Genomic DNA, 22,738 nt, shown 5'->3' on the forward strand with positions numbered 1-22,738 from the left:
AACCACCTCTGGAGTATCCGCCGAATTTTCGATAAACTCCAGTCCTCGTCAACTTAAAAAAGTTCTGGCGCTCTTAAATTTAATCTCCCTATAGAGTTAATTATAACTTATAAAAAAAAGCTGGTCAAGTGTTATTTGACCAGCTTTAAATCTATTATCTAGATTCTTTAGCTTTCTTTAAAGCTTCTAATAATTGAACAGCGATCTTATTAGCATCTCCAACAATTCCTAAGTCAGCTATATTGAATATAGGTGCTTCTTTATCTTTGTTGATAGCTACGATATATTCAGATTCTTCCATACCTGCAACGTGTTGGATTGCTCCAGAGATTCCACAAGCGAAATAGATATCAGGTCTAACAGTTTTTCCTGTTTGACCAACTTGTCTATCATGCTCAATAAATCCAGCATCTACTGCTGCTCTTGATGCAGATACAGTAGCTCCTAATTCAGTAGCAACTGATTGTAAAGCTGCAAAGTTTTCAGCAGATCCAATTCCTCTTCCTCCAGATACAAGTATCTTAGCTTCAGAAATATCAACTTTATTTTTAGTTTCTTTAACTACTTGTAAAACTTTTACTTTCATTTTAGAGTTATCTAAAGTTACAGAGAAGTTTTCAACTTCTGCTCTTCTTCCCTCTTCTTTAGGAGATTTTTGCATAACTCCTGGTCTTACTGTTGACATTTGAGGTCTGTGATCAGGACAGATGATAGTAGCCATTAAGTTTCCACCAAATGCAGGTCTTGTCATTTCAAGTCCTCTAGTTTCAGCATTAACTTCTAGTCTAGTACAGTCAGCTGTAAGTCCTGTATTCATTCTTGAAGATACTCTTGGTGCTAAATCTCTTCCTAAAGTAGTAGCTCCGAATAGAACTATTTCAGGTTTTTTAGCATCAATTATTGCTTTAAATACTTGAGCATAAGCTTCAGTATCATATAATTCTAATTTAGGTTGATCTACAACGATAACTTTATCTGCTCCATATTCCCCTAAAGTATCAGCTAATTTTCCAACATTATATCCTATTAATGCTGCTGTTACTGGAACGTCTAAAGTTTGAGCTAATTCCTTAGCTTTTCCTACTAATTCAAGTCCAACGTTTTGAAGTACCCCGTCTCTTTGCTCTGCAAATACTAATATTCCTCTATAATCATTTAAATTCATTCTCTTATCTCCTTTATCCTAAGGTTATTAAGGTTTTTTGTTAATTAGATAACAAATTTCTCTTTTAATTTTTCAACAATTAATTCAACAGCTTCTTTAGTGTCTAATTCAAATACTTTACCAGCTTGTTTAGCTCCTTTAGTAAATGATTTTTTAACTTTTGTAGGTGATCCTTTTAATCCAATTATTTCAGGATTTATTTCGATATCATCAAATGTCCAAGTTTCAACTGGTTTATCAAATGCTTCAACGATTCCTTTAACTCTCATATATCTTGGAGCGTTAGCTTCAGTTAATACAGTTACAAGAGCAGGTAATTGAACATTTACTAAGTAGTATCCATCTTCAACAACTCTTTTTATAGTTAAGCTATTGTCTTTATCATCATATTGCATCTCTTTAACATAAGATACTTGTGGTAAATCAAGGTGCTCAGCAATTTGTGGACCTACTTGAGCAGTATCTCCGTCTATTGCTTGTCTTCCAGCGATTATTAAGTCTGCATCTATTTTTCTTAAAGCAGCAGCTATAGTGTTAGAAGTAGCTAAAGTATCAGCTCCTCCAAATTTTCTATCTGTTAATAGTATTGCTCTATCTGCACCCATTGCATAAGCTTCTCTTAAGATAGCTTCAGCTTGAGGTGGTCCCATTGTAATAACAGTTACATGGGCATTATATTTATCTTTTAATCTTAATGCTTCTTCTAATCCAGCTTTATCATCTGGGTTCATAATACTAGGAACTCCATCTCTAATTAATGTTCCTGTTACTGGATCTAATTTTATCTCAGTTGTATCTGGAACTTGCTTTATACAAACTACTATTTTCATCTTGCATCCTCCATATATTAATTCCTGAACTTTTAATTTCTTAAATTATTTAATAACTATTTTAAAAGATTTCCAGCGATTACCATTCTTTGAACTTCTGAAGTTCCTTCATAGATCTCAGTAATCTTAGCATCTCTCATCATTCTTTCTACTGGATATTCTCTAGTGTATCCATATCCTCCGTGTAGTTGAACTGCTTTTGTAGTTACTTCCATAGCAGTTTCTGCAGCAAATAGTTTTGCTCTAGCAGCATCTACTGTATATGGTAGGTGGTTGCTTTCTCTCCATGCAGCTTTGTAAACAAGAAGTCTTGCAGCTTCGATCTTAACTTCTAAGTCAGCTAATTGGAATTGAGTATTTTGGAATTGAGCTAATGCTCTCTTGAATTGTTTTCTCTCTTTTACATAGTTTACAGTTTCATCTAAAGCACCTTGTGCGATTCCTAATGCTTGAGAAGCAATTCCTATTCTTCCTCCATCAAGAGTCATCATAGCAATTTTAAATCCTTTTCCAACTTGTCCTAATAAGTTTTCTTTAGGGATTCTTGCATTTTCAAATATTAATTCACAAGTAGAAGATCCTTTGATTCCAAGTTTTTTCTCTTTTTTACCTACAGAGAATCCAGGAGTTCCTTCTTCAATAATGAAAGCAGATATTCCTTTTAGTCCTAATGATTTGTCTGTCATAGCAAATATTACATATACGTGAGCATATCCAGCGTTAGTTATGAATATTTTAGAACCGTTGATAACCCATTCATTTGTTGTTTCATCTAAAACAGCAGTAGTTTGTTGTCCTGCAGCATCAGTTCCAGCGTTTGGCTCAGTTAATCCGAAAGCTCCAATCCACTCTCCACTTGCTAATTTTGGAATATATTTTTGTTTTTGCTCTTCAGTACCAAATTTTAAAATTGGCCAAGTTCCTAATGAAGTGTGTGCAGAAACGATAACTCCTGTTGTACCACAAACTCTAGAAAGCTCTTCTACAGCCATAGCGTACATTACGTTGTCTCCACCAGCTCCACCATACTCTTTAGGAATAGGGATACCCATTAATCCAATTTCAGCCATTTTCTTAACTGTTTCTACTGGGAATCTCTCCTCTTCATCAACTTCAGCAGCTAGAGGTTTTACCTCTTTTTCAGCAAATTCTCTTATCATTTGTCTGAAAAGTTCATGTGTTTTAGGCATATTAAATTCCATTCTTTTAATCCTCCTACAAAAAAATTACTCTTTCATTATTTGCTTGAACTCATAATATAACTTTTTCAAAATCTATTTTAGTATAATTTTAAAGTTATTAATCCTATACTGGGACGAAAAAGCAAACTCCCCTTGATACTCCCCTTACCTAGCAGTTTTTAACTACTATATAGAATCAGATAGATTTAGAAACAAAAAATATTTTCTGTTTAAATCCTATTGATTCTTCCTATTGATAGTATAGCATATTTTTATAAAAAAATTAAGTTTTTTTAATAAAAATCACATTTAGTTATAAAAAGAAAATAGTATTTATTGAACTTTTTACAAACATCTAGTCTATCCATAGGACTCATATTATTAGTTATATCAATAATTTACTTTAATGTCAAGAATATATTGATATTTATTTTTTTATACTCAAATTTTAATCTCAAGAAATTGAAAAACTAACCATTTTAATTATCCCCAAATTAAAAAGACTATCAGCCCTAATAAAGGGCTAATAGCCTAAAAAAATATGAATGAGGATGCAAAATTAAGCAAGAATATTCTTCTTAATAAAGATTAACATTTTTATGAATATTCCTGAGATTAAGATAGTAGCCATAATAGATGCTATACAGGCAAAGTCATACCAAAACTCTCCTCTAGCTGGATCAAAACTACTAATGTATTTTGAATATTTTAAAATAGCAGTAGAACTTATAGCCAATGGGAAAGTGAATGATGCATATACTGGAGTAAAATCTAATCTAAAAATTTTAAACATTGCTATATATATTAATGCTGTCATAAATATTCCTAATGGAAAAAGAAAATTTACAATTGCAGGATTAGGGCTACTAAAAGCAACCAAGTAACCAGCTAAACATAGATTTGGTGGAGCAGCCATAATAGCAAATGTAGGAAGTCTTGCATCATCGATTCTTTCTACAAAAATTATTCTGTACAACATCAATGGTAACATAACTATATAGAAAACAAAACCAATGTAGAAAATAATCTGTGTTAAGAATGGCATACCCATAGATGAAGAGCTTACACAAGCTACAACTATTCCAATTGGTGGAACAAACCAACTTGGGATCATATGATGCATATTCCAAGAGTTGCAACGATGGTAAATAAATGATGTACCAAATATAAAGTGTAGAACTATACATAATAGCCATAAACTTTTTCCTAAAACAGGAGAAAAGTGATATAACACTACAGAAAAATTCATCAGAGCCATATCTAAAGTGGGGATAAAACTTCCTATTGTTGGGTGCTTTAACTCTTCTTTAAAAACATCAAAATGTAAAAAGTTTTTAATAATTATAGGTAATAATAACATCAAAGAAATAAAATTTCCAATATACAAAAAAGCAGGATTAAAAATAGCAGACAAAGCTCCACTTATTCCTGATATTCCTAAAGCCAAACCAGTAAGTGCCACAGGCAAAGCTTTAAAAACCTCTTTAAAAGATCTCATAATACTCTCCTTATTATAAATTTTTAATTAACAGAGTCATTATAATATTTTTATTAAAAATAGTCTAGTTAAATATTAGTAAAATTTATAATTATTTATTTTATGATAATAAAAAATTATTATAGATGTAGAAGAGTAATAAAAAAACTACCAAAATGTTCTAATTTCAGTAGTTTTTTAAGAATTTAGAAATGTTTATATTTTAATAAAAACTCTCTTTTTTAAACTTAACAGCTTTATTTCTCATAGGAAGATAAGCGATATAAGTGATAATAATATATATTAACTCTGCAACAATAATGTAATTAGGCCACTCTCCAAAATAGTTTAGTGGAGATGAAAATGAAGGTAACCTATTTATATATAGATAGTTTGTACCAAGTTTATCATTTATAAAATACACTCCCAAAGCTATTAAATTAATAGAAAAGAAAGCAGAAAAATAGCCACCTAATGTAGGTCTAAATTTGAAGTGTACATATGCATAGATCACTGCAAATAATATATAAAAATGTGTAATGAAAAAACTCAAAGTCATAAAATTAGGAAATGAGTACTTTATATCTGGTGTAATGATTGCAAAAATAGCTCCTAAACTCCAATAATAACATAGTTGAAACAAAGTATTAGAACCACTGAGCATCATAATTATAATAAAAATTAAAGTTATATTACAAAGATGAAGTGGTAAAAGTTGAGAGATGCTTTCACTATTATACATATATCTATAAACCAATTCACTGATTTTAAGTAAAAATACTGCTACTGCAGAGAGTTTTGCAAATCGCTTTTTATTAAAAAAGTTAGCAATAATTATTAAAAAAATAAAAAATAAAACATTGGAAAAAATTATCCAAAAATGTTCACTACTAAAAATCTTAAAATTCTCCATACCAAAATTCCCCCTTTATCTGTGGAATCCTAAATCTGCAGGATTATAATCTCCAGAAATATAGTGAATATTTCCACCATTGTTTTCAAAGATTTGTCTAGCTCTTATAACCTTTAAGATCAGCTCCACTGTCTCTGGTGCCAAATTATCTCTCTTATACATACCTTTTGACCAGAAATAGAGAACTAAATTACTATCTCCATAGATATTTTTATAATTTAATTCTGTTGCAATGTCAATAGCTAGCAAAAGACCTAATAGTTCACCAAAATTATTAGTTTTTTCTTTTCCAAGATAGATATTATCAAACTCATTAGTCGTATATCCCAATGTATTATAGTGTAATAAAGATTTTCCACTTTCATCAGTTACCCTTGTTTCTACTCCAATACCTCTACCAGTTCCAGCATCAAAATATATTCCAGAAGAAAGATTTTTTTGAATCTCTCTCTTTATTTCAGCTTTTTTTTCATAGTTAGCTCCATTGGATAGCCAAAGTTTCCCCTCTGCCATAGTTGGAAAAGATTTATATCTCGCTTTTTTTCCAGATACAATTAACTTGCATTCATCCCAAGTTTCAACTATTCCACTTTTATTTTCCTTTTCTAAGAAATATGCATAAATTTTTTTTGCCACACTTTTCCTCCTGAAATGTATTCATAGAGATATCTTAGCTCATAAATTAAAATTTTACAATTTTTTTTTGAAACAAACAAAAAATAGTTGCACAAAATTGAGAAGTATGATAAAATAACTTCGATATTAAGAAAAATTTTTGTAGGAAGGTGAAAATATGAGAAACGGAATTCATCCACAATATAATGTAGTAACTGTTGAGTGTACTTGTGGAGAAAAATTTGAAACAAGATCAACATATGCTAAAGGGAGCGAGCTTAAAGTAGCAGTATGTTCAAAATGCCATCCATTCTATACTGGAAAGGCTAAATTTATCGATGCAGCTGGAAGAGTTGACAAATTCAATAAAAAATATAGCATCAAAAAATAGTTTATTAAAGGAAAGTAGGGTTAATATCCTACTTTTTTTATAAAAATATATTTAAGGAGGAATGACATGGCGGTAATAGAGATTAATCACCCATTGATTCAGCATAAATTAACATTGATGAGAAGTGTAGATACTGACACTAAATCATTTAGAGAAAATTTAAATGAGATTGCTAAACTTATGACATATGAGGCAACAAAAAATTTAAAATTACAAGATAAAGAAGTTACAACACCTCTTATGACAACAACAGGTTGTGAATTACAAGACAGATTGGCAATCATACCAATATTAAGAGCTGGATTAGGAATGACAGATGGAATACTAGATCTTATGCCAACAGCTAAAGTTGGACATGTAGGAGTGTATAGAAACGAAGAGACATTAGAACCTGTATATTACTATTGTAAACTTCCTGTAGATATAACTTCAAGAAAAGTAATAGTAGTTGATCCTATGTTAGCAACAGGAGGATCTGCTGTATATGCAATAGACTATTTAAAAAATCAAGGAGTAAAAGATATTATATTTATGTGTCTTGTTGCTGCTCCAGAAGGAATTGCAAAACTTTTAAATAAACATCCAGATGTAGCTATATACACAGCTAAAATAGACCAAGGTTTAACAGCTGAAGGATATATTTATCCGGGACTAGGAGATTGTGGAGATAGAATATTTGGAACTAAATAGTTATCAATTGATAAATATTTTTTTAATGTATAAAAAAGGGAGATACTAGGTATTTCTCTTTTTTTTATATCTAAAAAATATTTAAAAAATAATTGTATAAATACTTTAATTTATAGTGTATAAGTGATAAAATTTATATATAAAATGATTGAAGAGGGAAAATATGAAAAATAAACTTTTGAAGTTATTATCAGATAATAAAAATGCGATAATAGGAGAAGAAAAATATATTGTAGCTGCAGTTCTTATAGCTATGGTTGTAATAGAGGGAGAGGAGTATATAGTATTAGAGAAAAGAGCCTCACAGATAAGACAGGGTGGAGAGATCTCATTCCCAGGTGGGAAGTATGATGTAGCAGATTTAACAACAGAAACTACAGCTTGTAGAGAAACTTATGAAGAGTTGGGGATAGATAGAGATAAGATAGAGATACTGGGAAAATTTGGTAGTTTGATTACACCAAGAGGAATGCTACTAGATATCTATATTGGACAACTAAATATAAAAAATGTAAAAGAGATGAGATTTAATACAAGTGAAGTAGAGAAACTTCTGTTTGTTCCAATTAAATTTTTTAAGGAGAATGAGCCGAGAATAGAAAAGATAGAGATGAAGAATATACCTATGTTTTCACCTAGTGAGCTGAAACTACCTAAAAGGTATGGAAACTCTTGGACTGGGTATTTTAGAGATGTATACTTTTATAATTATCAAGAAGAGGTAATTTGGGGAATTACAGCAGAAATTATATATGAGTTTATACAGAAGTATAGCTAACCTTAAGAAAAAGTGGTATAATATAGAGGAAAATAGTTGGATAACAGGAGGTTTGTTAAAGATGATATTAAGCAGAGAAACAGCTGCAAGAGTGATAGAAGAGTTAAAACTTCAAGGTAAAAAAGTAGTGTTTACAAATGGATGTTTTGATATTTTACATGTAGGGCATTTAAGATATTTAAATGATGCTAAAAAACAGGGGGATGTATTGATTGTAGGAGTTAATTCAGATAGCTCAGTAAGAAAGTTAAAAGGTCCAACTAGACCAATTAATAATGAGATTGATAGAGCAGAGATGCTATCAGGATTAAAAGCAGTGGATTTTACATTGATATTTGATGAACTTACACCTATAGAGACACTGGAGAAAATAAAGCCTTCAATACATGTAAAGGGAGGAGATTATAAAAAAGAGGAGCTACCAGAGACAGCTACAGTGGAGAAAAATGGTGGCGAAGTTAGAATCTTGTCCTTTGTTGAGGGAAAATCAACTACTAATATAGTAAATAAAATTCAATTTAAAGATGATGAAACTAAAGATGATGGAGGAAATAATGAATAAGATACTCACTTTTGAAGAGCTAGATAGATTAGCAGAGAAGTTAGCTGATTTTTCTAGTGAAAATACAGTGATAGCTCTTATAGGTGATTTAGGAACTGGAAAAACTACATTTTCACAGAAATTTGCTAAAGCTTTGGGAGTGAAGGAGCAGATAAAAAGTCCAACATTTAATTATGTATTAGAGTATTTAAGTGGAAGGCTACCACTATATCACTTTGATGTATATCGTTTAGGTGAAGCAGAGGAGATATATGAGATAGGTTATGAGGACTATTTAAATAGTGATGGAGTCCTTTTGATTGAATGGGCTAATATAATAGAGAGTGAGCTTCCTAAAAGATATATTGAGATTAAAATAAACTATCATACTGAAAATACTAGAGAAGTGGAATTACAGTATATAGGAGATGAAATGAAAGATAAGGAGATGTTGGAGTATGTTGGTTTTAGCCATTGATACAGCTACAAAGATAGGAAGTGTAGCTCTTTATGATGATAAAATTGGAGTGATAGGAGAGTTAAATATATATGTTAAGATAAATCACTCAGCAGTTATAATGTCAATGATAGATAATCTATTTAAAATGACAAAATTAACTATAAATGATGTGGATAGAATAGCTATAACAGTTGGACCAGGATCGTTTACAGGAATAAGAATAGGAGTGGCTGTAGCTAAAGGTTTATGTTACGGAACAGAAAAAAGTATTGTTGGAATAAATGAGCTAGATCTATTAGCAAATAATATAGAGGGATTTCAAGGGGAAATTGTATCATTAATAGATGCGAGAAAAGAGAGAGTATACTACTCTATATATGAAAAAAATAGTGAATTAAAAAGAGTAAGTGACTATAAAGATGGGGAGATAAGAGAGTTATTAGAAAGCTTAAAAGGAAAAACTCCAATTTTTTGCGGAGATGGTGCTATAGCATATGAGAGTATAATCAAAGAGATTTTAGGAGAAGATGCTAAAATCGTTACTAGAGCTAACTCAATCCCAAGAGCTGTAATAGCAGGACAGCTATCAATTACAAGAGCTGAAGATAATATCTATACTTTAGAGCCTTTTTATGTTAATAAATCTCAAGCAGAAAGAGAAAGAGAAGAGAGATTAAGCAAGAATTGTTAAGTAGTTTGTAAATAAAATTAGGATAAATTATGATACTTAAATTCAAATGGAGGGAACTTTATGTTAGTAAAAAAGTGGAGATGTACAGTTTGTGATGAATTATTTGACTATGACAAAAAACCGTCTAGTTGTCCAGTATGTGGAGTTGGACAGGAGCTTTTTGAATTGGTAGAGGTAGAAGTGTCAGAAAACTCAATAGAAAAAGAGGTGGATATATTAATAATTGGAGGTGGAGTTGCAGCTGTAAATGTAGCAGATGCAGTTTCTAGTAGAAATAAAAAAGCTAGAATAACAATAATTTCCAAAGAAAAGTATCTACCATATTACAGAACAAGATTAACAGAGATAATAGACAATGAGATTCCTATGGAGAGAATGTTAATAAAAAAAGAGAGTTGGTATGATGAAAGAAATATCAAACTACTGCTTGAAGAGGAGGTTATCTCTGTAGCAACAGATGATAAATTTGTTGAACTGGCTAGTGGGAAAAGATTAAATTATGATTCTTTAGTAATAGCTAGTGGAGCTAGATGTTGTGTTCCACCATTTGAAAATAAAGATCTAAAAAATGTTAGAGTTATAAGAGAGATGGCAGAAACTTATGATATAATTGATACAGCTAAAAAATCTAAAAAAGTAGTTGTGATAGGTGGAGGAGTTTTAGGACTTGAAGCTGCTTGGGGATTTAAAAATTTAGGTTTAGATGTAACTGTATTAGAAGTTATGCCGAGAGTTCTTCCAAGACAATTGGATGAAAAAGGTAGTGAGTTATTAGAAAAATTGATAAAAACTTCTGGGGTAAATATTATGACAGGAGTAGAGATTAAAGGATTTACAGGTAGCGATTGTGTAGAGAAAGTAGTGTTGAAAAACGGAGTTGAGTTAGATGCTGATTTGGTTATAATCAGTGCAGGTATTGCTCCAAACAAAGAATTTATGCTTTCTACTAAGATTGATGTAAATAGAGGTATCATAGTAAACGAGAAGATGGAAACATCTATAAAAGATATTTATGCTTGTGGAGATATAGCTGAATATAATGGAAAGATAATAGGATTGTGGCAAGTAGCTATGGAACAGGGAAAAATTGCAGGTGCCAATATTTGTGGTGAAGAAAAAATTTATAGTGAGCAGATACAACCACTTAGCTTTGAAGGAATGAATACACAACTTCTTTCTATTGGAAATATAACTGATTCAGGTGAGACAGTTGTAGACTATAATGCAGAGAAAAATATCTATAGAAAATTTTTCTTTAAAAATGAGATTCTAGTAGGGGCACTATTAATAGGTGATACTGGAAAATCAGTGGCAGTGATAAAAGGTGTAAGAGAGGGAATTAGAAAAATCCAGATCTTAGCAAAATTATATAATTAAAGCTTGGATTTTTTTTGAAAATATTGTACAATGTAAAGAAACAATTTCTGACTACTAAAATTAAGAGTTTTGAACATTATCAGAAATTAGGAGGAAGAATTGAATAGGTTAATAAACTTAAATGACGCAACTTTTTCTGAATACTTGAATAGTGAAGAGGAGTTAGTAATACTTAATTTTGTAACAGAGTGGTGTGGTCCTTGTAAGATGTTACTTCCTATTTTAGAAACAATATCTACAGAAGAAAAGATAAAAGTATTCAAGGTAAATGTTGATGAAAACCCAAACTTAGCCTATGAGTTTGGAATAACTAGTGTTCCCGTAACTATATTTTTTGGTGAAGGAAGTAGAATATGCCAATTAAATGGAATGAAATCAAAAGAGGAACTGAGAGAAAAATTAAGGGAATTGAGATAGATAGAGCTCTTGATTTTGATAGTTAAATTAAAAATTAAAGAGAGGGAAATCGTTTCTAAACATATGAAAAATATGATTTTAGAGATGATTTCTTCTTTTTATTTTATTCTTTCAAATAAATTTTAGACAAAATAAATAAAGATATGGTATAATTATCTAATAATATTCAGTTTGCAGAGAGGATTAGATTATGAGGGATAGGATAAGATTAGCAGTAGCATTCGTAGTTGTATCATATATAGTTTTTGGAATAAAACTGGAAGAGATTCCAGCAGTTTCAAATTTATCTTCTTCAGCCACTCAAATCGAATTGAAAAAAGAGAGAGAAGGGGCAATATTAGCAGGGACAGATGAGGTAGAGATCGACCTATTAAATAATACATTAAAAGCAAAAAATGGAATAAATTTAAAACAGGGAGATTTAGAACTAAAGGCCTATGATATAAGAAGAGATATTGAAAAGAATAGAGCTTATGTGAATGGAGAACTTCAAACGCTTTTTTCTAATGAGGTAGGAGACTTGAGCCTACAGTCATTAGAGGGTGGGAATGTATCACTTGCAGGAACAGATGGGGAATTTTATAAAAATTTTGGATATTTAGATGTCTCTAAGGTAACTGGAGCTGAAGCACCAAATAATAATATATATTTTGGTGGGGATAAGATTCAGTATAAAGATAATAAAATTTTCATAAATGATGGATGGCTTACAACGGATTTTAACATAATGAAAACGAAAGATCCAAATGATGCAGGATATCATTTCTTATCTGAAAATATAATAATAGAGCCTGATAAGCAAATTACTTTAAAAAATAGTGATTTCTTTCTTGGAGATAAAAGTAGACTACCATTTAGATTTCCTTGGTATAGAGCTAATATAAGACAAGGTTCACAAGTACCATTATTTCCTCAGTGGGGAACAGACGACTACTATGGTTGGAATGTTTCTTGGGGATTCTTGTATGGAGATAGAGAAGATAAGTATATAGGTGGATTTGCTCCGAAATTTGCTGATACTATGGGTGTTTTGGTAGGTAGATGGGAGAACTGGTATAAAACTGATAACTTTGGAACTATGAAGTTGAATGTAGATGATTGGTTAGTTCATTCTAAAGAGAAGAGTTTAGATACAAGTAAATTAGATCCTATGAAAGATGCTGGAAAGTATTTAGAGCATGAAGAGAAAAAGAAAAGATACAGAGTGAACTATACTCATGAATATGATGCAGAGTATGGAAAATTGTATTTTAATACTATAAATGCAACTTATAATATGATACCTAGGTTGGAAGATATAGTAGTAGACTATACAAACAACAATAGATTTGGAGCGAAAGAGGAAGAGGGAGTAAGACCTGATCTGACTAAAACTATGAGTTTTTTCAGTATGGATGCTGACTTAAAAAATCTAGGTGCCGATAAGGATATAACGTTAAAGAGTAAGTTGAAATTAACTGATGATAAAAAAGCTTATGCTTTAATGGTATATGATGATATAGATGATGTATCTTATGGAAGTAGTATAGATAACGATCTATTTAGTCAGGTGGAGTTATATAAAGACAATAAGAGCTATAAAATAGGTGGATACTATAATTATTTATACGATATGGATCCAGGATCAACATTTGATGATACTCAATCTAGAGCAGAGGATTTTGGTTTTGAATACTTAGATAAGGAAACTAAAGTAGGATTCTCTTATGATGAGAAAAACGGAGATAGATTTAGAAAGCTTGGACTTTGGGAGAGAGATCCGAAGTTAGATAGCCTACTTAAATACAATAGTATGTATGGTAGTAAATTTAAGGCTGACTATTCTCCAAGTATGGTAAAAGAGTATAATGAGTTTGATACAAAAGATTTGAGAGTATCTTTTGGAGAGTATGATTTTACAGGGGATTACAAGATAAAGCCAGGATATGATTACTATTCAGAGATTAGAGAGCTAAATCTTGATAATGATCCATTGAGAGAAAAAGTTATAAAAGGAAATGAAAGAAGTAAGCAGTATAATAGATTTGAAGATATTATTTATAGCAATTTTGAGCAAAAAAGAGGTTATGTAGATATATTCAATGATACTACTAAATTTACTTTTGCTGGTGGAAAAACAGAGGAGGAGTTCTGGGATAGAACTGGAATTTATACAGCTGATGGATATAGAAAATATATTAATAATTCAGATTTCTATGAAGTGAGTGCTCAAAGAGATGAGATCTCTTTAGATAACTTTGGAGAGATTGCTCTGTTTGGAGGACTTAGATACGATAAGTATACCAGTGGTTACAATCCATATAGCAATAATGGAAAAGGAAATTTTGCTAGTGGAGAGGATTCTACATTAAGAACTCAATTGAAGTTAAATCATACAATGACTGTATTTAATAACGAAGAGAATAGAGATAGAACTATAGATCTATCTATGGCTAATAATTTGACGTTATTTTATCAAAGATATGACTATGATTCTGGAAGTGTGAATTTTGGTGAAGATACTAATGGAAGAAGTGCTGAGTATATAAGATTAAAAAATAAAGATAATATATATCAAGTGAAGGATAGTATTAATACCACAGTTGGGAACACTGAAACTATATATACTATAGATTACAAAAGAGCAGAAAATCCAGCTACTAACAAATTAAATAATGAAGTTGTAAAAAATGATCTAGAATTTAAAATAGATGGAGATAAATCATTAGTTTTAAATTATGGTGAAGATAAAAAGTATACAGATGAGACTTTAAACAAAGAGAATTATAACTACTACACTTTTAGAGACTATGGTGTGACTTACTATTTAGGAGATCATAGATTGTCTTATCAAAACAATAGTATAGATTCAAGAATTTGGGATATAGATCCTAAATACAACAATGGATTGAATATAGATAATGCTAAAGAAAAAATTAGATTGAATACCTATTCATATGAATATACTTTTGGAGATAATAGATTAGGACTAGATTTTAGTGAAGGTAGAGATAATAGAAGAAACTATAAGACATTAGAGGAAGAGCTAGATGTTAAAAACCAAATTTATGGAGTATCTTTCTTAGATGGTGGAGATGTAGAGAATTACTATAGAGCTACTTATGAGATCTATAACCACAATGAAAAAGGTGCTAGAGATCTAACTTTAGATGGTAGAAATTACAATAGTCAAAACTCAGATATAATCTCATTTAACTATGAATATAGAGATAAGAGATTTAGTGATGATGAGTTGAGAAGATATGCAGAGATAGAGTTTGATAAGGATTCTAACTCATTGACTCCACAAGAGATATATAGAGTTAGAGATATATTGAGAAATAGAGAGAGAAATCATGTAGATTTTAAATTGAATAGAAGTATCTATGATGATTTTACAAATATGGGAGAGTATAAACGTAATTTCAGAGTTAATTTGATGTTACAGAGAAACGAAGCTAGATACAAGATGACAGAGGACTACTGGGACTCTCTTGAAGAGATACAAGCTGGAGTATTCTATTCACAAAATAGATTTGGTATAGGATATGAAGTTGATGAAAATGCTGATTGGAGAAATAAAAAATGGGGCAAAGTAGATAGAGAACATAAGATAAGCCTAGTAACGAAGATAGGTAAACCGAGTGAAGGTTGGACTTTAAAAACTTATGCTAAGTTCTATGAAGATTTAAAAGGAGAGATAAAACAAAGTAGTAACGAAAGAGCTAGAAAATCATCTTTAGATGGATTAGGAATAGAGATTGGAAAAGAGATGGGATACTATCAATGGTCAGTAGCATTTGAGAAAGAGTATGTTTTAAGTGCTAGAGATTATGAGTGGAGAGCAGCTCTTCAATTTACACTTCTAACCTTCCCAAGCAATCCAATATTTGGTATAGGTGCTGACACTGGTGTAGATAAGAAAACTAAGCCAGAAACCTATATGTTTGACGGATTGAAAGTAGAGGATATAGTAGATTAAAAGATGAAAAATTGATGATATAATAGGAGGAAAAATTATGAAAGCGATATTACCAAGTGGAGATGTAAAGGAGTTTGAAGGAGAAGTAAACTTATTTACAATAGCTAAAAGTATAAGCAATTCACTAGCTAAAAAATCAGTAGCTGCTAAAGTGAATGATGAATTGGTTGATATGTCAACTTTATTAAATGGGGAAGCTAAGGTGGAGTTTATAACTCCTGATACTGAAGATGGAGAAGAGGTTATAAGACACTCTACAGCTCACCTTATGGCACAAGCAGTAGTGAGACTTTTCCCAGGAACAAAAGTTGCAATTGGACCAGCTATAGAGAATGGATTTTATTATGACTTCGATCCAAAAGTTCAATTTACAGAGGAAGATTTAGCTAAAATAGAAGCTGAAATGAAAAAAATTGTTAAAGAGAACGAAAAAATTGAAAGAATAATGATGACTAGAGAGGATGCAATAAAGCATTTTGAAGAGTTAGGAGAAGAGTATAAAGTAGAGATAATAAAAGAGATAGCTCAAGGTGAGATGTTATCTTTCTATAAACAGGGTGAGTTTATGGATCTATGTAGAGGACCTCACGTACCTTCTACTTCATACCTAAAAGCTTTTAAATTAAAATCAGTAGCAGGAGCTTATTGGAGAGGAGACTCAAACAATAAGATGTTACAAAGAATATATGGATTTGCTTTTTCAGATGAGAAAAAATTAAAAGATTATTTAACACTATTAGAAGAGGCAGAGAAGAGAGATCATAGAAAATTAGGAAAAGAGTTAGAGTTATTCTTTATGAGTGAGTATGGACCAGGATTCCCAATATTCTTACCAAAAGGAATGGCTATTAGAAATACTCTTATAAATCTATGGAAGAGAGAGCATACACTTGCTGGATATACAGAGATAATGACACCAATTATGCTAAATAAAGAGTTATGGGAAACTTCAGGACACTGGTTTAACTATAGAGAAAATATGTATACATCAACAATAGATGAGACTGAATTTGCAATCAAACCTATGAACTGTCCAGGAGGAGTAATAACTTACAAACACCAATTACACTCATATAAAGATTTACCGATTAGATGTGGAGAGCTTGGAACTGTACATAGACACGAGTTTTCAGGAGCATTACACGGACTTATGAGAGTAAGATGTTTCACTCAAGATGACGCTCATATCTTTATGACTCCAGAGCAAATAGAGAGTGAAATTATAGGAGTAGTAAACTTAATTGATAAGTTCTATAGTAAATTATTTGGATTCGAGTATCATATAGAACTATCTACTAAACCTGAAAAAGCTATAGGATCAGATGAGATTTGGGAAAAAGCTGAATCAGCACTAGCAGGAGCTTTAGATAAAATTGGAAAACCATATAAATTAAATCCTGGAGATGGAGCATTCTACGGACCAAAATTAGACTTCAAAATTAAAGATGCTATTGGAAGAACTTGGCAATGTGGAACTATCCAGTTAGACTTCAACTTACCAGAGAGATTTGATATAAGCTATATAGGAGAAGATGGAGAGAAACATAGACCAGTTATGATACATAGAGTTGTGTATGGTTCAATAGAGAGATTCATTGGAATCTTAATTGAGCACTATGCTGGAGCTTTCCCATTATGGTTAGCACCTACTCAAGTAAAACTATTAACTATCAGTGATGAAACAGTTCCATATGCAAAAGAGATATACAATATCTTATTAGAAAAAGGAATAAGAGTTGAGTTAGATGATAGAGCTGAATCTATAGGTTACAAAATTAGAGAAGCTAATGGAAAATACAAAGTTCCTGTTCAATTAATCATAGGTAAAAATGAAGTTGAGAACAAAGAAGTTAATGTAAGAAGAAGAGGATCACAAGAGCAAGTTTCAATGAAATTAGATGAATTTGTAAATATGATCGTAGCAGAAGCAGAAGTAAAATTTGATAAGTAATAAAAGAGAGTGGTATGGGAAACTATACCACTCTCTTTTGTAATTAACTTAGATTTTATTTCTTAAATTCCATTCCCAAGCTGTTCTTATAATGTCTTTAACATCAGTATAAACTGGTTTCCAGTTAAGCTCAGCCACAGCTTTTTTACTAGAGGCAATAACACAAGGTGGATCTCCAGCTCTTCTACCAGTAAATTCAGCAGGTATATCTATTTTTGTAACCTCTTTAGCAGAGTTTAGCATCTCTAAAACAGAGAATCCATTACCATTTCCTAAATTGTAGATATTGCTTTTATTTTCAGCTAACTTATTAAGTGATAGAATGTGTGCTCTTACTAGATCAACAACATGTATATAATCTCTAATTCCAGTTCCATCTTTAGTATCAAAATCATTTCCATAGATAGATAGCTTAGGGATATCTCCTTTAGCAGCTTTTAATATAAGTGGAATAAGAGCAGTTATCCCCTCACCTTTTTGTCCAATATTATGTTTTTCATGTGCTCCACCAACATTAAAATATCTGAAAATAGAGTAGTTTAATCCATAAGCAGCAGCTGAATCCATAATAATTCTCTCAGACATCAATTTACTCATTCCATATGGATTGATAGGAAGTGTTGAGTGAGTCTCTTCAACTGGCTCAGGCTCTTTTACATCTCCATATACAGCAGCTGTAGATGAGAATACAATATTTTTAACATTGTGTTTTCTCATTGATTCTATAAGACACATTACAGTATAAGTATTGTTAAGATAGTATTTGTTAGGTTCAACAACACTTTCAGGGACTTTTATATATCCAGCAAAATGCATAACAGCATCTATTTTATTTTCTGAAAATATAGTATCCATAATAGAAGAATCTTGAACATTTCCTTGATAAAATTTAGCTCTTTTATCAACTAACTCTATAAAACCATTTTCAAGAGAGTCTACAACTACAACCTCATATCCTGAATCAAGAAGTTCAGCTACAGCATGACTTCCAATATAACCAGCACCACCAGTAACTAATATATTTTTCATCTAATATCCTCCTAATTATATTAATAAAAATTTTTAATGTTTTTGTATATATCTTCTAGGAAATAAGATTTCAGAAGGAATGGAAATTTTTTTGTGGAAGAATTTAATAAAAACTCCATTAAAGAGAAACATAATTAGTGTTCCTATTCCAATTCCTGTAAAATCAAAATCATTATATATTCCAAAGCTAATTGCCAAAATAAGAGGAACTCCTAAATAGACAAGATTAGCTTTTTTAATATCAGAGATTAAATATTCGTTAACTGTTTGTAAAAATTGATCAAATGGATTGAGAGCTATATTTAATCTAAGATAGACTGAAATTCCAGCTGAAAGCACTGTATCTCCAATTAAAAATATTAAAATTCTCAATAGATAGTTTTCAAATGAAATAGTAGAAAAGAGATTTAAAAACATATCTAAAAATATTCCAAAGATATAGGCTACAAAAAATGAACCTATCAATCTAAAAAGATTAAACTTTTTAGATATAATGATAATAGGTATATAGACTAAAAAATTTAAAATTATAGTACAGACACCTATCTGTAGATGTGAAGATCGTGCAATCCCCATACTAGCCGCTATCCATGGACCACTACCAATATTACTTTTTATTAACAAACAGTTTCCAAAAGAATTTACAAATATAGAAAATACCCAGAGAGAGTATTTTTTCAAAAAATTCATATACATATATCTGTTCACCCAAATCAATATAATGTTTTATAAGATTAACTGAATTATAGCATAAAACTAGAGTAAAAAAAAGTTAAATTTCTTCTTATCTATATTTATAGAAAATTATATTTACAAAATAATTATAATGTGTTATATTATTAATAGATATAGATATACAATTTTTATAAATAAAGAATAGGTGATGAACATGGCTGTAAAAAAAGAAGAGATGAGTAAAGAAAAAGCTTTGGAACAGGCACTTACAAAGATTACAAAAGATTTTGGAGAGGGTTCCATTATGAAATTAGGAAGCAATCTTAATATGGAGATAGATGTTATATCTACAGGAAGTCTAAATATAGATATAGCTCTAGGTGTTAATGGTGTTCCTAAGGGAAGGATAGTAGAGATCTATGGTGCAGAGAGCTCAGGAAAAACAACGATAGCTCTTCATGTTGTAGCACAAGCTCAAAAAAATAATGGAATAGTGGCTTATATTGATGCTGAACATGCATTAGATCCTGAATATGCTAAGGTTTTAGGAGTTAATGTAGATGAATTATTGATTTCACAACCAGATTATGGAGAACAGGCATTGGAGATTGCTGATATGTTAGTGAGATCTGGGGCTGTAGATTTGATTGTTATTGACTCTGTAGCTGCTCTAGTACCTAAAGCTGAAATAGATGGTGAGATGTCAGATCAACAAATGGGATTACAGGCAAGATTGATGTCGAAAGCTTTAAGAAAATTAACAGGATCTCTAAATAAATCAAAAACTACTATGATATTTATAAATCAGATAAGAGATAAGATAGGAGGTTTTGGATTTGGACCTCAGACTACAACAACAGGAGGAAAGGCATTAAAGTTTTATGCTTCAGTTAGAATGGAAGTGAAAAAAGTTGGAAGTGTAAAGCAGGGAGATGAGATAATAGGGAATGAAACTGTTGTAAAAATAACTAAAAATAAGGTAGCACCACCATTTAAAGAGGCTAATTTTCAAATAATGTATGGTAAAGGAATAACAAGAGTAGGAGAGATATTTGAATTAGCTTTAGATAATGACATTGTTTCAAAGTCTGGAGCTTGGTTTAGTTTTGGAGATATCAGACTAGGACAGGGAAAGGAAAATGTTAAGAATAGACTAGAAGAGGAAAAGGAACTTTTTAAAATGATAGAGGAAAAAGTACTTGAGATCCTAAAAAATGGTGAGGCAAAAAAGAAAAAAATAGTTGTTGAGGATAGTGAGACAGAGGAAATAGAGAGTGAAAATTAAAGAGATTAGAGTGTGGTCAGGGAATGAAGAGAATAAAAATAAAATACAGTAGATATGTGCATACAGAATCAACTTTCTTAGAAAAATTAAAAAAAATCATTGTTAAAATAATAAAAATGTAATAAAATATTAATGTAAGGCAGATATATTGATTTTAAAATTCAAGGTTTAAGAGGGGGATTCTTATGTCAGGATTAATATTAACAAATGCTAAAATAGTTTTACCAGATAGAATAATAAATGGAGCAATCGTATTAAGAGATGGAAAGATAAAGAAGATCTATGAAGGAACTATGTTTGGAGAATTAGGTGGAATAGATGTAGAGGGAAGATATATAGTTCCAGGATTTATAGATGTTCATATTCATGGTGCAGGTGGTGCTGATGCTATGGATAATAGCGAAGAGGCATTGAGAACTATATCTAAATTTATAGTTAAACATGGAACAACTAACTTTTTAGCAACAACTTTGACAAGTGATAAAGAGACATTAAAAGAGGTATTGGAAAAAATAGGAAAATTACAAAATGAGAGAATAGAAGGTGCAAATATATTTGGTGCACATATGGAAGGACCATATTTTGATGTTCAGTATAAGGGAGCTCAAAATGATAAATATATTAAACCAGCTGGAATTCAGGAGATTGAAGAGTATCTAAATGTAAAACCAGGACTTGTAAAATTATTTTCAATGGCTGCTAAGGGAGAAGGTGCTCTAGAATCTATAAAATACTTAAAAGAGAACAATGTAGTAGTTTCAGTAGGACACTCTGGTATCTCTTTTGAAGAGGTTCAAGAAGCTGTAAAAGCAGGAATATCACATGCTACTCATACATATAATGGAATGAAAGGATTCACTCATAGAGAACCTGGTGTAGTAGGTGCTGTAATGGTTAATGATAATGTTAATGCAGAGATAATTTTTGATAAGATCCATGTACATCCAGAGGCAGTAAGACTTTTAATAAAAGCTAAGGGTGTAGACAGAGTACTATGTATAACTGATGCTATGTGTGCTACAGGTTTACCTGATGGAAATTATAAATTAGGTGAATTAGATGTATATGTAGGAGATGGACAAGCTAGACTTGTAAGTAATAATAGTTTAGCAGGAAGTGTACTTACTATGGATAAAGCATTTAAACATATGATAGAGTTAGGATATAGTATATTTGATGCAGTTAAGATGACAAGTACAAACGCTGCTAAAGAGTTTGGTTTAAATGCAGGTGTTCTTCAAGAGGGAAAAGATGCAGATATAGTTTTATTAAATCCAGATTATAGTGTTGAGATGACTGTAGTAAAAGGAGAAATAAAATTCCAAGCTTAATAAAAAAATATTGACAAAATAATATAAATATAGTAGAATAAATTTGTTGTGAAGGCAACTGCCTGGATGGCGGAACAGGTAGACGCACAGGACTTAAAATCCTGTGGTATTTAGTTACCGTGCCGGTTCGATTCCGGCTCTAGGCACCACTTTGTAGGTTAGCACATCTTTTAGATGTGCTTTTTTTTACAATTATGTAACTACTCAGGTCTGATGTAGAAATTTAAGACTTTCTTCAAAAAATTTTGAAGAAGGTCTTTTTTTTGTGCTCAAAAATATGCTATACCATTTAAGTAAAAACTTATAGTGAGTAATACACCCTAAGTAGTAGTTTGTAATTTTGCAAAAATAGAAAATTAAGGTGTCATAATCTCTATGAGAAATCTAGCAATACCATATATACCCCTTTTTTATCATAAGATGGAAGAGGGAATTTTTATTTATTATTTAAAAATTTAATGACACCATAATTAATACCTATAGAAAATAATGTATCTTCATTTTTTTCTTTAGTTAAAATTTGATATTTAATGTATTGATTGACTTCTGCTAAAAAATATGGCGAAAAATGTTCTATTAAACTATCCATTTTTTTAACTTAACGAGCAAGAAGTCACCCACCTCTATAGGTGGTGCGATGAATTGCTCTATTGCTTTTTAGAAGATAAAGTGATATAACATAATCAGTAGATATATAAAAATAGGAGTGAAAACAATGGAATTAGATAGCAATTGTCATTCAGTATTTTTGCTGTATTAATAATAAAAAAAGAATTTCCACATACAAGAAAATATCTTTGGAAAGAAATGTTTTGGTCTAAAAGTTTTTGTTTGTTGATCACTGGAGGAGCTCCACTTGAAGTCATAAAAAAGTATATAGAGGAACAAGGACAAAAGAGTAAATAATTTTGAAGGAGGTAGACTAATGAAACAGCTAAAAGCATATAAATTTAGAATTTATCCAAGCGAAGAACAAAAGA

22 protein-coding genes, 1 tRNA gene and 1 pseudogene are annotated in these 22,738 nt (G+C 30.9%); 15 read left to right on the forward strand and 9 right to left on the reverse strand.

The window, feature by feature from the left end:
• Positions 1-154: 154 nt before the first annotated feature.
• The 6 genes from QZ286_RS05640 to QZ286_RS05665 all read right to left on the reverse strand — a co-directional run bounded on the left by QZ286_RS05640 (position 155) and on the right by QZ286_RS05665 (position 6,202).
• Positions 155-1,165, reverse strand: coding sequence for an electron transfer flavoprotein subunit alpha/FixB family protein (locus QZ286_RS05640; protein WP_291255996.1), 1,011 nt, complete (start codon positions 1,163-1,165; stop codon positions 155-157).
• A gap of 44 nt (positions 1,166-1,209) precedes the next feature.
• Positions 1,210-1,995, reverse strand: a complete 786-nt coding sequence (locus QZ286_RS05645; protein WP_291255997.1) for an electron transfer flavoprotein subunit beta/FixA family protein — start codon at positions 1,993-1,995, stop codon at positions 1,210-1,212.
• Positions 1,996-2,051: 56 nt separating this feature from the next.
• The gene (locus tag QZ286_RS05650) at positions 2,052-3,197 is read right to left on the reverse strand and encodes an acyl-CoA dehydrogenase (RefSeq protein ID WP_291255998.1); all 1,146 of its coding nucleotides are present in this window, start codon (positions 3,195-3,197) and stop codon (positions 2,052-2,054) included.
• A gap of 538 nt (positions 3,198-3,735) precedes the next feature.
• Positions 3,736-4,674 (reverse strand): TDT family transporter, encoded by a 939-nt coding sequence (locus QZ286_RS05655; protein WP_291255999.1) that lies wholly within the window; start codon positions 4,672-4,674, stop codon positions 3,736-3,738.
• A gap of 202 nt (positions 4,675-4,876) precedes the next feature.
• On the reverse strand, positions 4,877-5,566 hold the full coding sequence (locus tag QZ286_RS05660; protein ID WP_291256000.1) for a TIGR02206 family membrane protein: 690 nt from the start codon (positions 5,564-5,566) through the stop codon (positions 4,877-4,879).
• 15 nt (positions 5,567-5,581) lie between these two features.
• Positions 5,582-6,202, reverse strand: coding sequence for a ribonuclease H family protein (locus tag QZ286_RS05665; protein WP_291256001.1), 621 nt, complete (start codon positions 6,200-6,202; stop codon positions 5,582-5,584).
• Positions 6,203-6,359: 157 nt separating this feature from the next.
• Between QZ286_RS05665 and rpmE the strand changes: the two genes are divergently transcribed.
• The 10 genes from rpmE (at position 6,360) to thrS (ending at position 17,438) form a co-directional block, all read left to right on the forward strand.
• Positions 6,360-6,572 (forward strand): 50S ribosomal protein L31, encoded by a 213-nt coding sequence (gene rpmE, locus QZ286_RS05670; RefSeq protein WP_291256002.1) that lies wholly within the window; start codon positions 6,360-6,362, stop codon positions 6,570-6,572.
• A 66-nt stretch (positions 6,573-6,638) separates the two neighbouring features.
• The gene (gene upp / locus QZ286_RS05675) at positions 6,639-7,262 is read left to right on the forward strand and encodes a uracil phosphoribosyltransferase (protein ID WP_291256003.1); all 624 of its coding nucleotides are present in this window, start codon (positions 6,639-6,641) and stop codon (positions 7,260-7,262) included.
• Between the two features lie 163 nt (positions 7,263-7,425).
• Positions 7,426-8,040: a CoA pyrophosphatase gene (locus QZ286_RS05680; protein ID WP_291256004.1), complete on the forward strand. Its 615-nt coding sequence runs from the start codon at positions 7,426-7,428 to the stop codon at positions 8,038-8,040.
• A gap of 61 nt (positions 8,041-8,101) precedes the next feature.
• Entirely contained in the window at positions 8,102-8,602 is a 501-nt protein-coding gene (rfaE2, locus tag QZ286_RS05685; RefSeq protein WP_291256018.1) for a D-glycero-beta-D-manno-heptose 1-phosphate adenylyltransferase, read from the forward strand.
• The gene (gene tsaE / locus QZ286_RS05690) at positions 8,595-9,059 is read left to right on the forward strand and encodes a tRNA (adenosine(37)-N6)-threonylcarbamoyltransferase complex ATPase subunit type 1 TsaE (protein WP_291256005.1); all 465 of its coding nucleotides are present in this window, start codon (positions 8,595-8,597) and stop codon (positions 9,057-9,059) included. Before rfaE2 ends, tsaE begins: the two co-directional genes overlap by 8 nt.
• Positions 9,040-9,732: a tRNA (adenosine(37)-N6)-threonylcarbamoyltransferase complex dimerization subunit type 1 TsaB gene (gene tsaB, locus QZ286_RS05695; protein ID WP_291256006.1), complete on the forward strand. Its 693-nt coding sequence runs from the start codon at positions 9,040-9,042 to the stop codon at positions 9,730-9,732. The genes tsaE and tsaB overlap by 20 nt, the downstream gene beginning before the upstream one ends.
• Positions 9,733-9,792: 60 nt before the next feature.
• A complete protein-coding gene (locus QZ286_RS05700; protein ID WP_291256007.1) occupies positions 9,793-11,109 on the forward strand; it encodes an FAD-dependent oxidoreductase in 1,317 nt (438 codons plus the stop codon).
• 99 nt (positions 11,110-11,208) lie between these two features.
• Positions 11,209-11,526 carry a thioredoxin domain-containing protein gene (locus QZ286_RS05705; protein ID WP_291256008.1) on the forward strand — a complete coding sequence of 106 codons (318 nt, stop codon included), beginning with the start codon at positions 11,209-11,211 and terminating at the stop codon, positions 11,524-11,526.
• A gap of 190 nt (positions 11,527-11,716) precedes the next feature.
• The gene (locus QZ286_RS05710) at positions 11,717-15,487 is read left to right on the forward strand and encodes a hypothetical protein (protein ID WP_291256009.1); all 3,771 of its coding nucleotides are present in this window, start codon (positions 11,717-11,719) and stop codon (positions 15,485-15,487) included.
• A gap of 37 nt (positions 15,488-15,524) precedes the next feature.
• Positions 15,525-17,438, forward strand: a complete 1,914-nt coding sequence (gene thrS, locus QZ286_RS05715) for a threonine--tRNA ligase (protein WP_291256010.1) — start codon at positions 15,525-15,527, stop codon at positions 17,436-17,438.
• A 48-nt stretch (positions 17,439-17,486) separates the two neighbouring features.
• On the opposite strand, the gene galE is transcribed toward thrS, so the two are convergent.
• Entirely contained in the window at positions 17,487-18,467 is a 981-nt protein-coding gene (galE, locus tag QZ286_RS05720; protein ID WP_291256011.1) for a UDP-glucose 4-epimerase GalE, read from the reverse strand.
• A 33-nt stretch (positions 18,468-18,500) separates the two neighbouring features.
• Positions 18,501-19,163 (reverse strand): sugar permease, encoded by a 663-nt coding sequence (locus QZ286_RS05725; protein WP_291256012.1) that lies wholly within the window; start codon positions 19,161-19,163, stop codon positions 18,501-18,503.
• Positions 19,164-19,356: 193 nt separating this feature from the next.
• Here QZ286_RS05725 and recA point away from each other — a divergent pair, with 193 nt between their 5' ends.
• The 3 genes from recA to QZ286_RS05740 all read left to right on the forward strand — a co-directional run bounded on the left by recA (position 19,357) and on the right by QZ286_RS05740 (position 21,907).
• A complete protein-coding gene (recA, locus tag QZ286_RS05730; protein WP_291256013.1) occupies positions 19,357-20,427 on the forward strand; it encodes a recombinase RecA in 1,071 nt (356 codons plus the stop codon).
• A 185-nt stretch (positions 20,428-20,612) separates the two neighbouring features.
• Entirely contained in the window at positions 20,613-21,758 is a 1,146-nt protein-coding gene (gene nagA, locus QZ286_RS05735; protein WP_291256014.1) for an N-acetylglucosamine-6-phosphate deacetylase, read from the forward strand.
• Between the two features lie 60 nt (positions 21,759-21,818).
• Positions 21,819-21,907 (forward strand) — tRNA-Leu (locus QZ286_RS05740).
• A 287-nt stretch (positions 21,908-22,194) separates the two neighbouring features.
• Here QZ286_RS05740 and QZ286_RS05745 read toward each other — a convergent pair.
• Positions 22,195-22,347, reverse strand: a complete 153-nt coding sequence (locus tag QZ286_RS05745) for a hypothetical protein (protein WP_291256015.1) — start codon at positions 22,345-22,347, stop codon at positions 22,195-22,197.
• Positions 22,348-22,517: 170 nt separating this feature from the next.
• On the opposite strand from QZ286_RS05745, the pseudogene QZ286_RS05750 reads away from it, so the two are divergent.
• Together QZ286_RS05750 and QZ286_RS10300 are read left to right on the forward strand one after the other, a co-directional pair.
• Positions 22,518-22,664, forward strand: a pseudogene (locus QZ286_RS05750) (transposase); the annotation flags it as partial.
• A 19-nt stretch (positions 22,665-22,683) separates the two neighbouring features.
• The coding region (locus QZ286_RS10300) for a helix-turn-helix domain-containing protein (protein ID WP_367243730.1) at positions 22,684-22,738 on the forward strand (55 nt) is incomplete at its 3' end.

Origin of the sequence: Fusobacterium sp., from assembly GCF_019012925.1 — a bacterium.
GTDB lineage: Bacteria > Fusobacteriota > Fusobacteriia > Fusobacteriales > Fusobacteriaceae > Fusobacterium_A.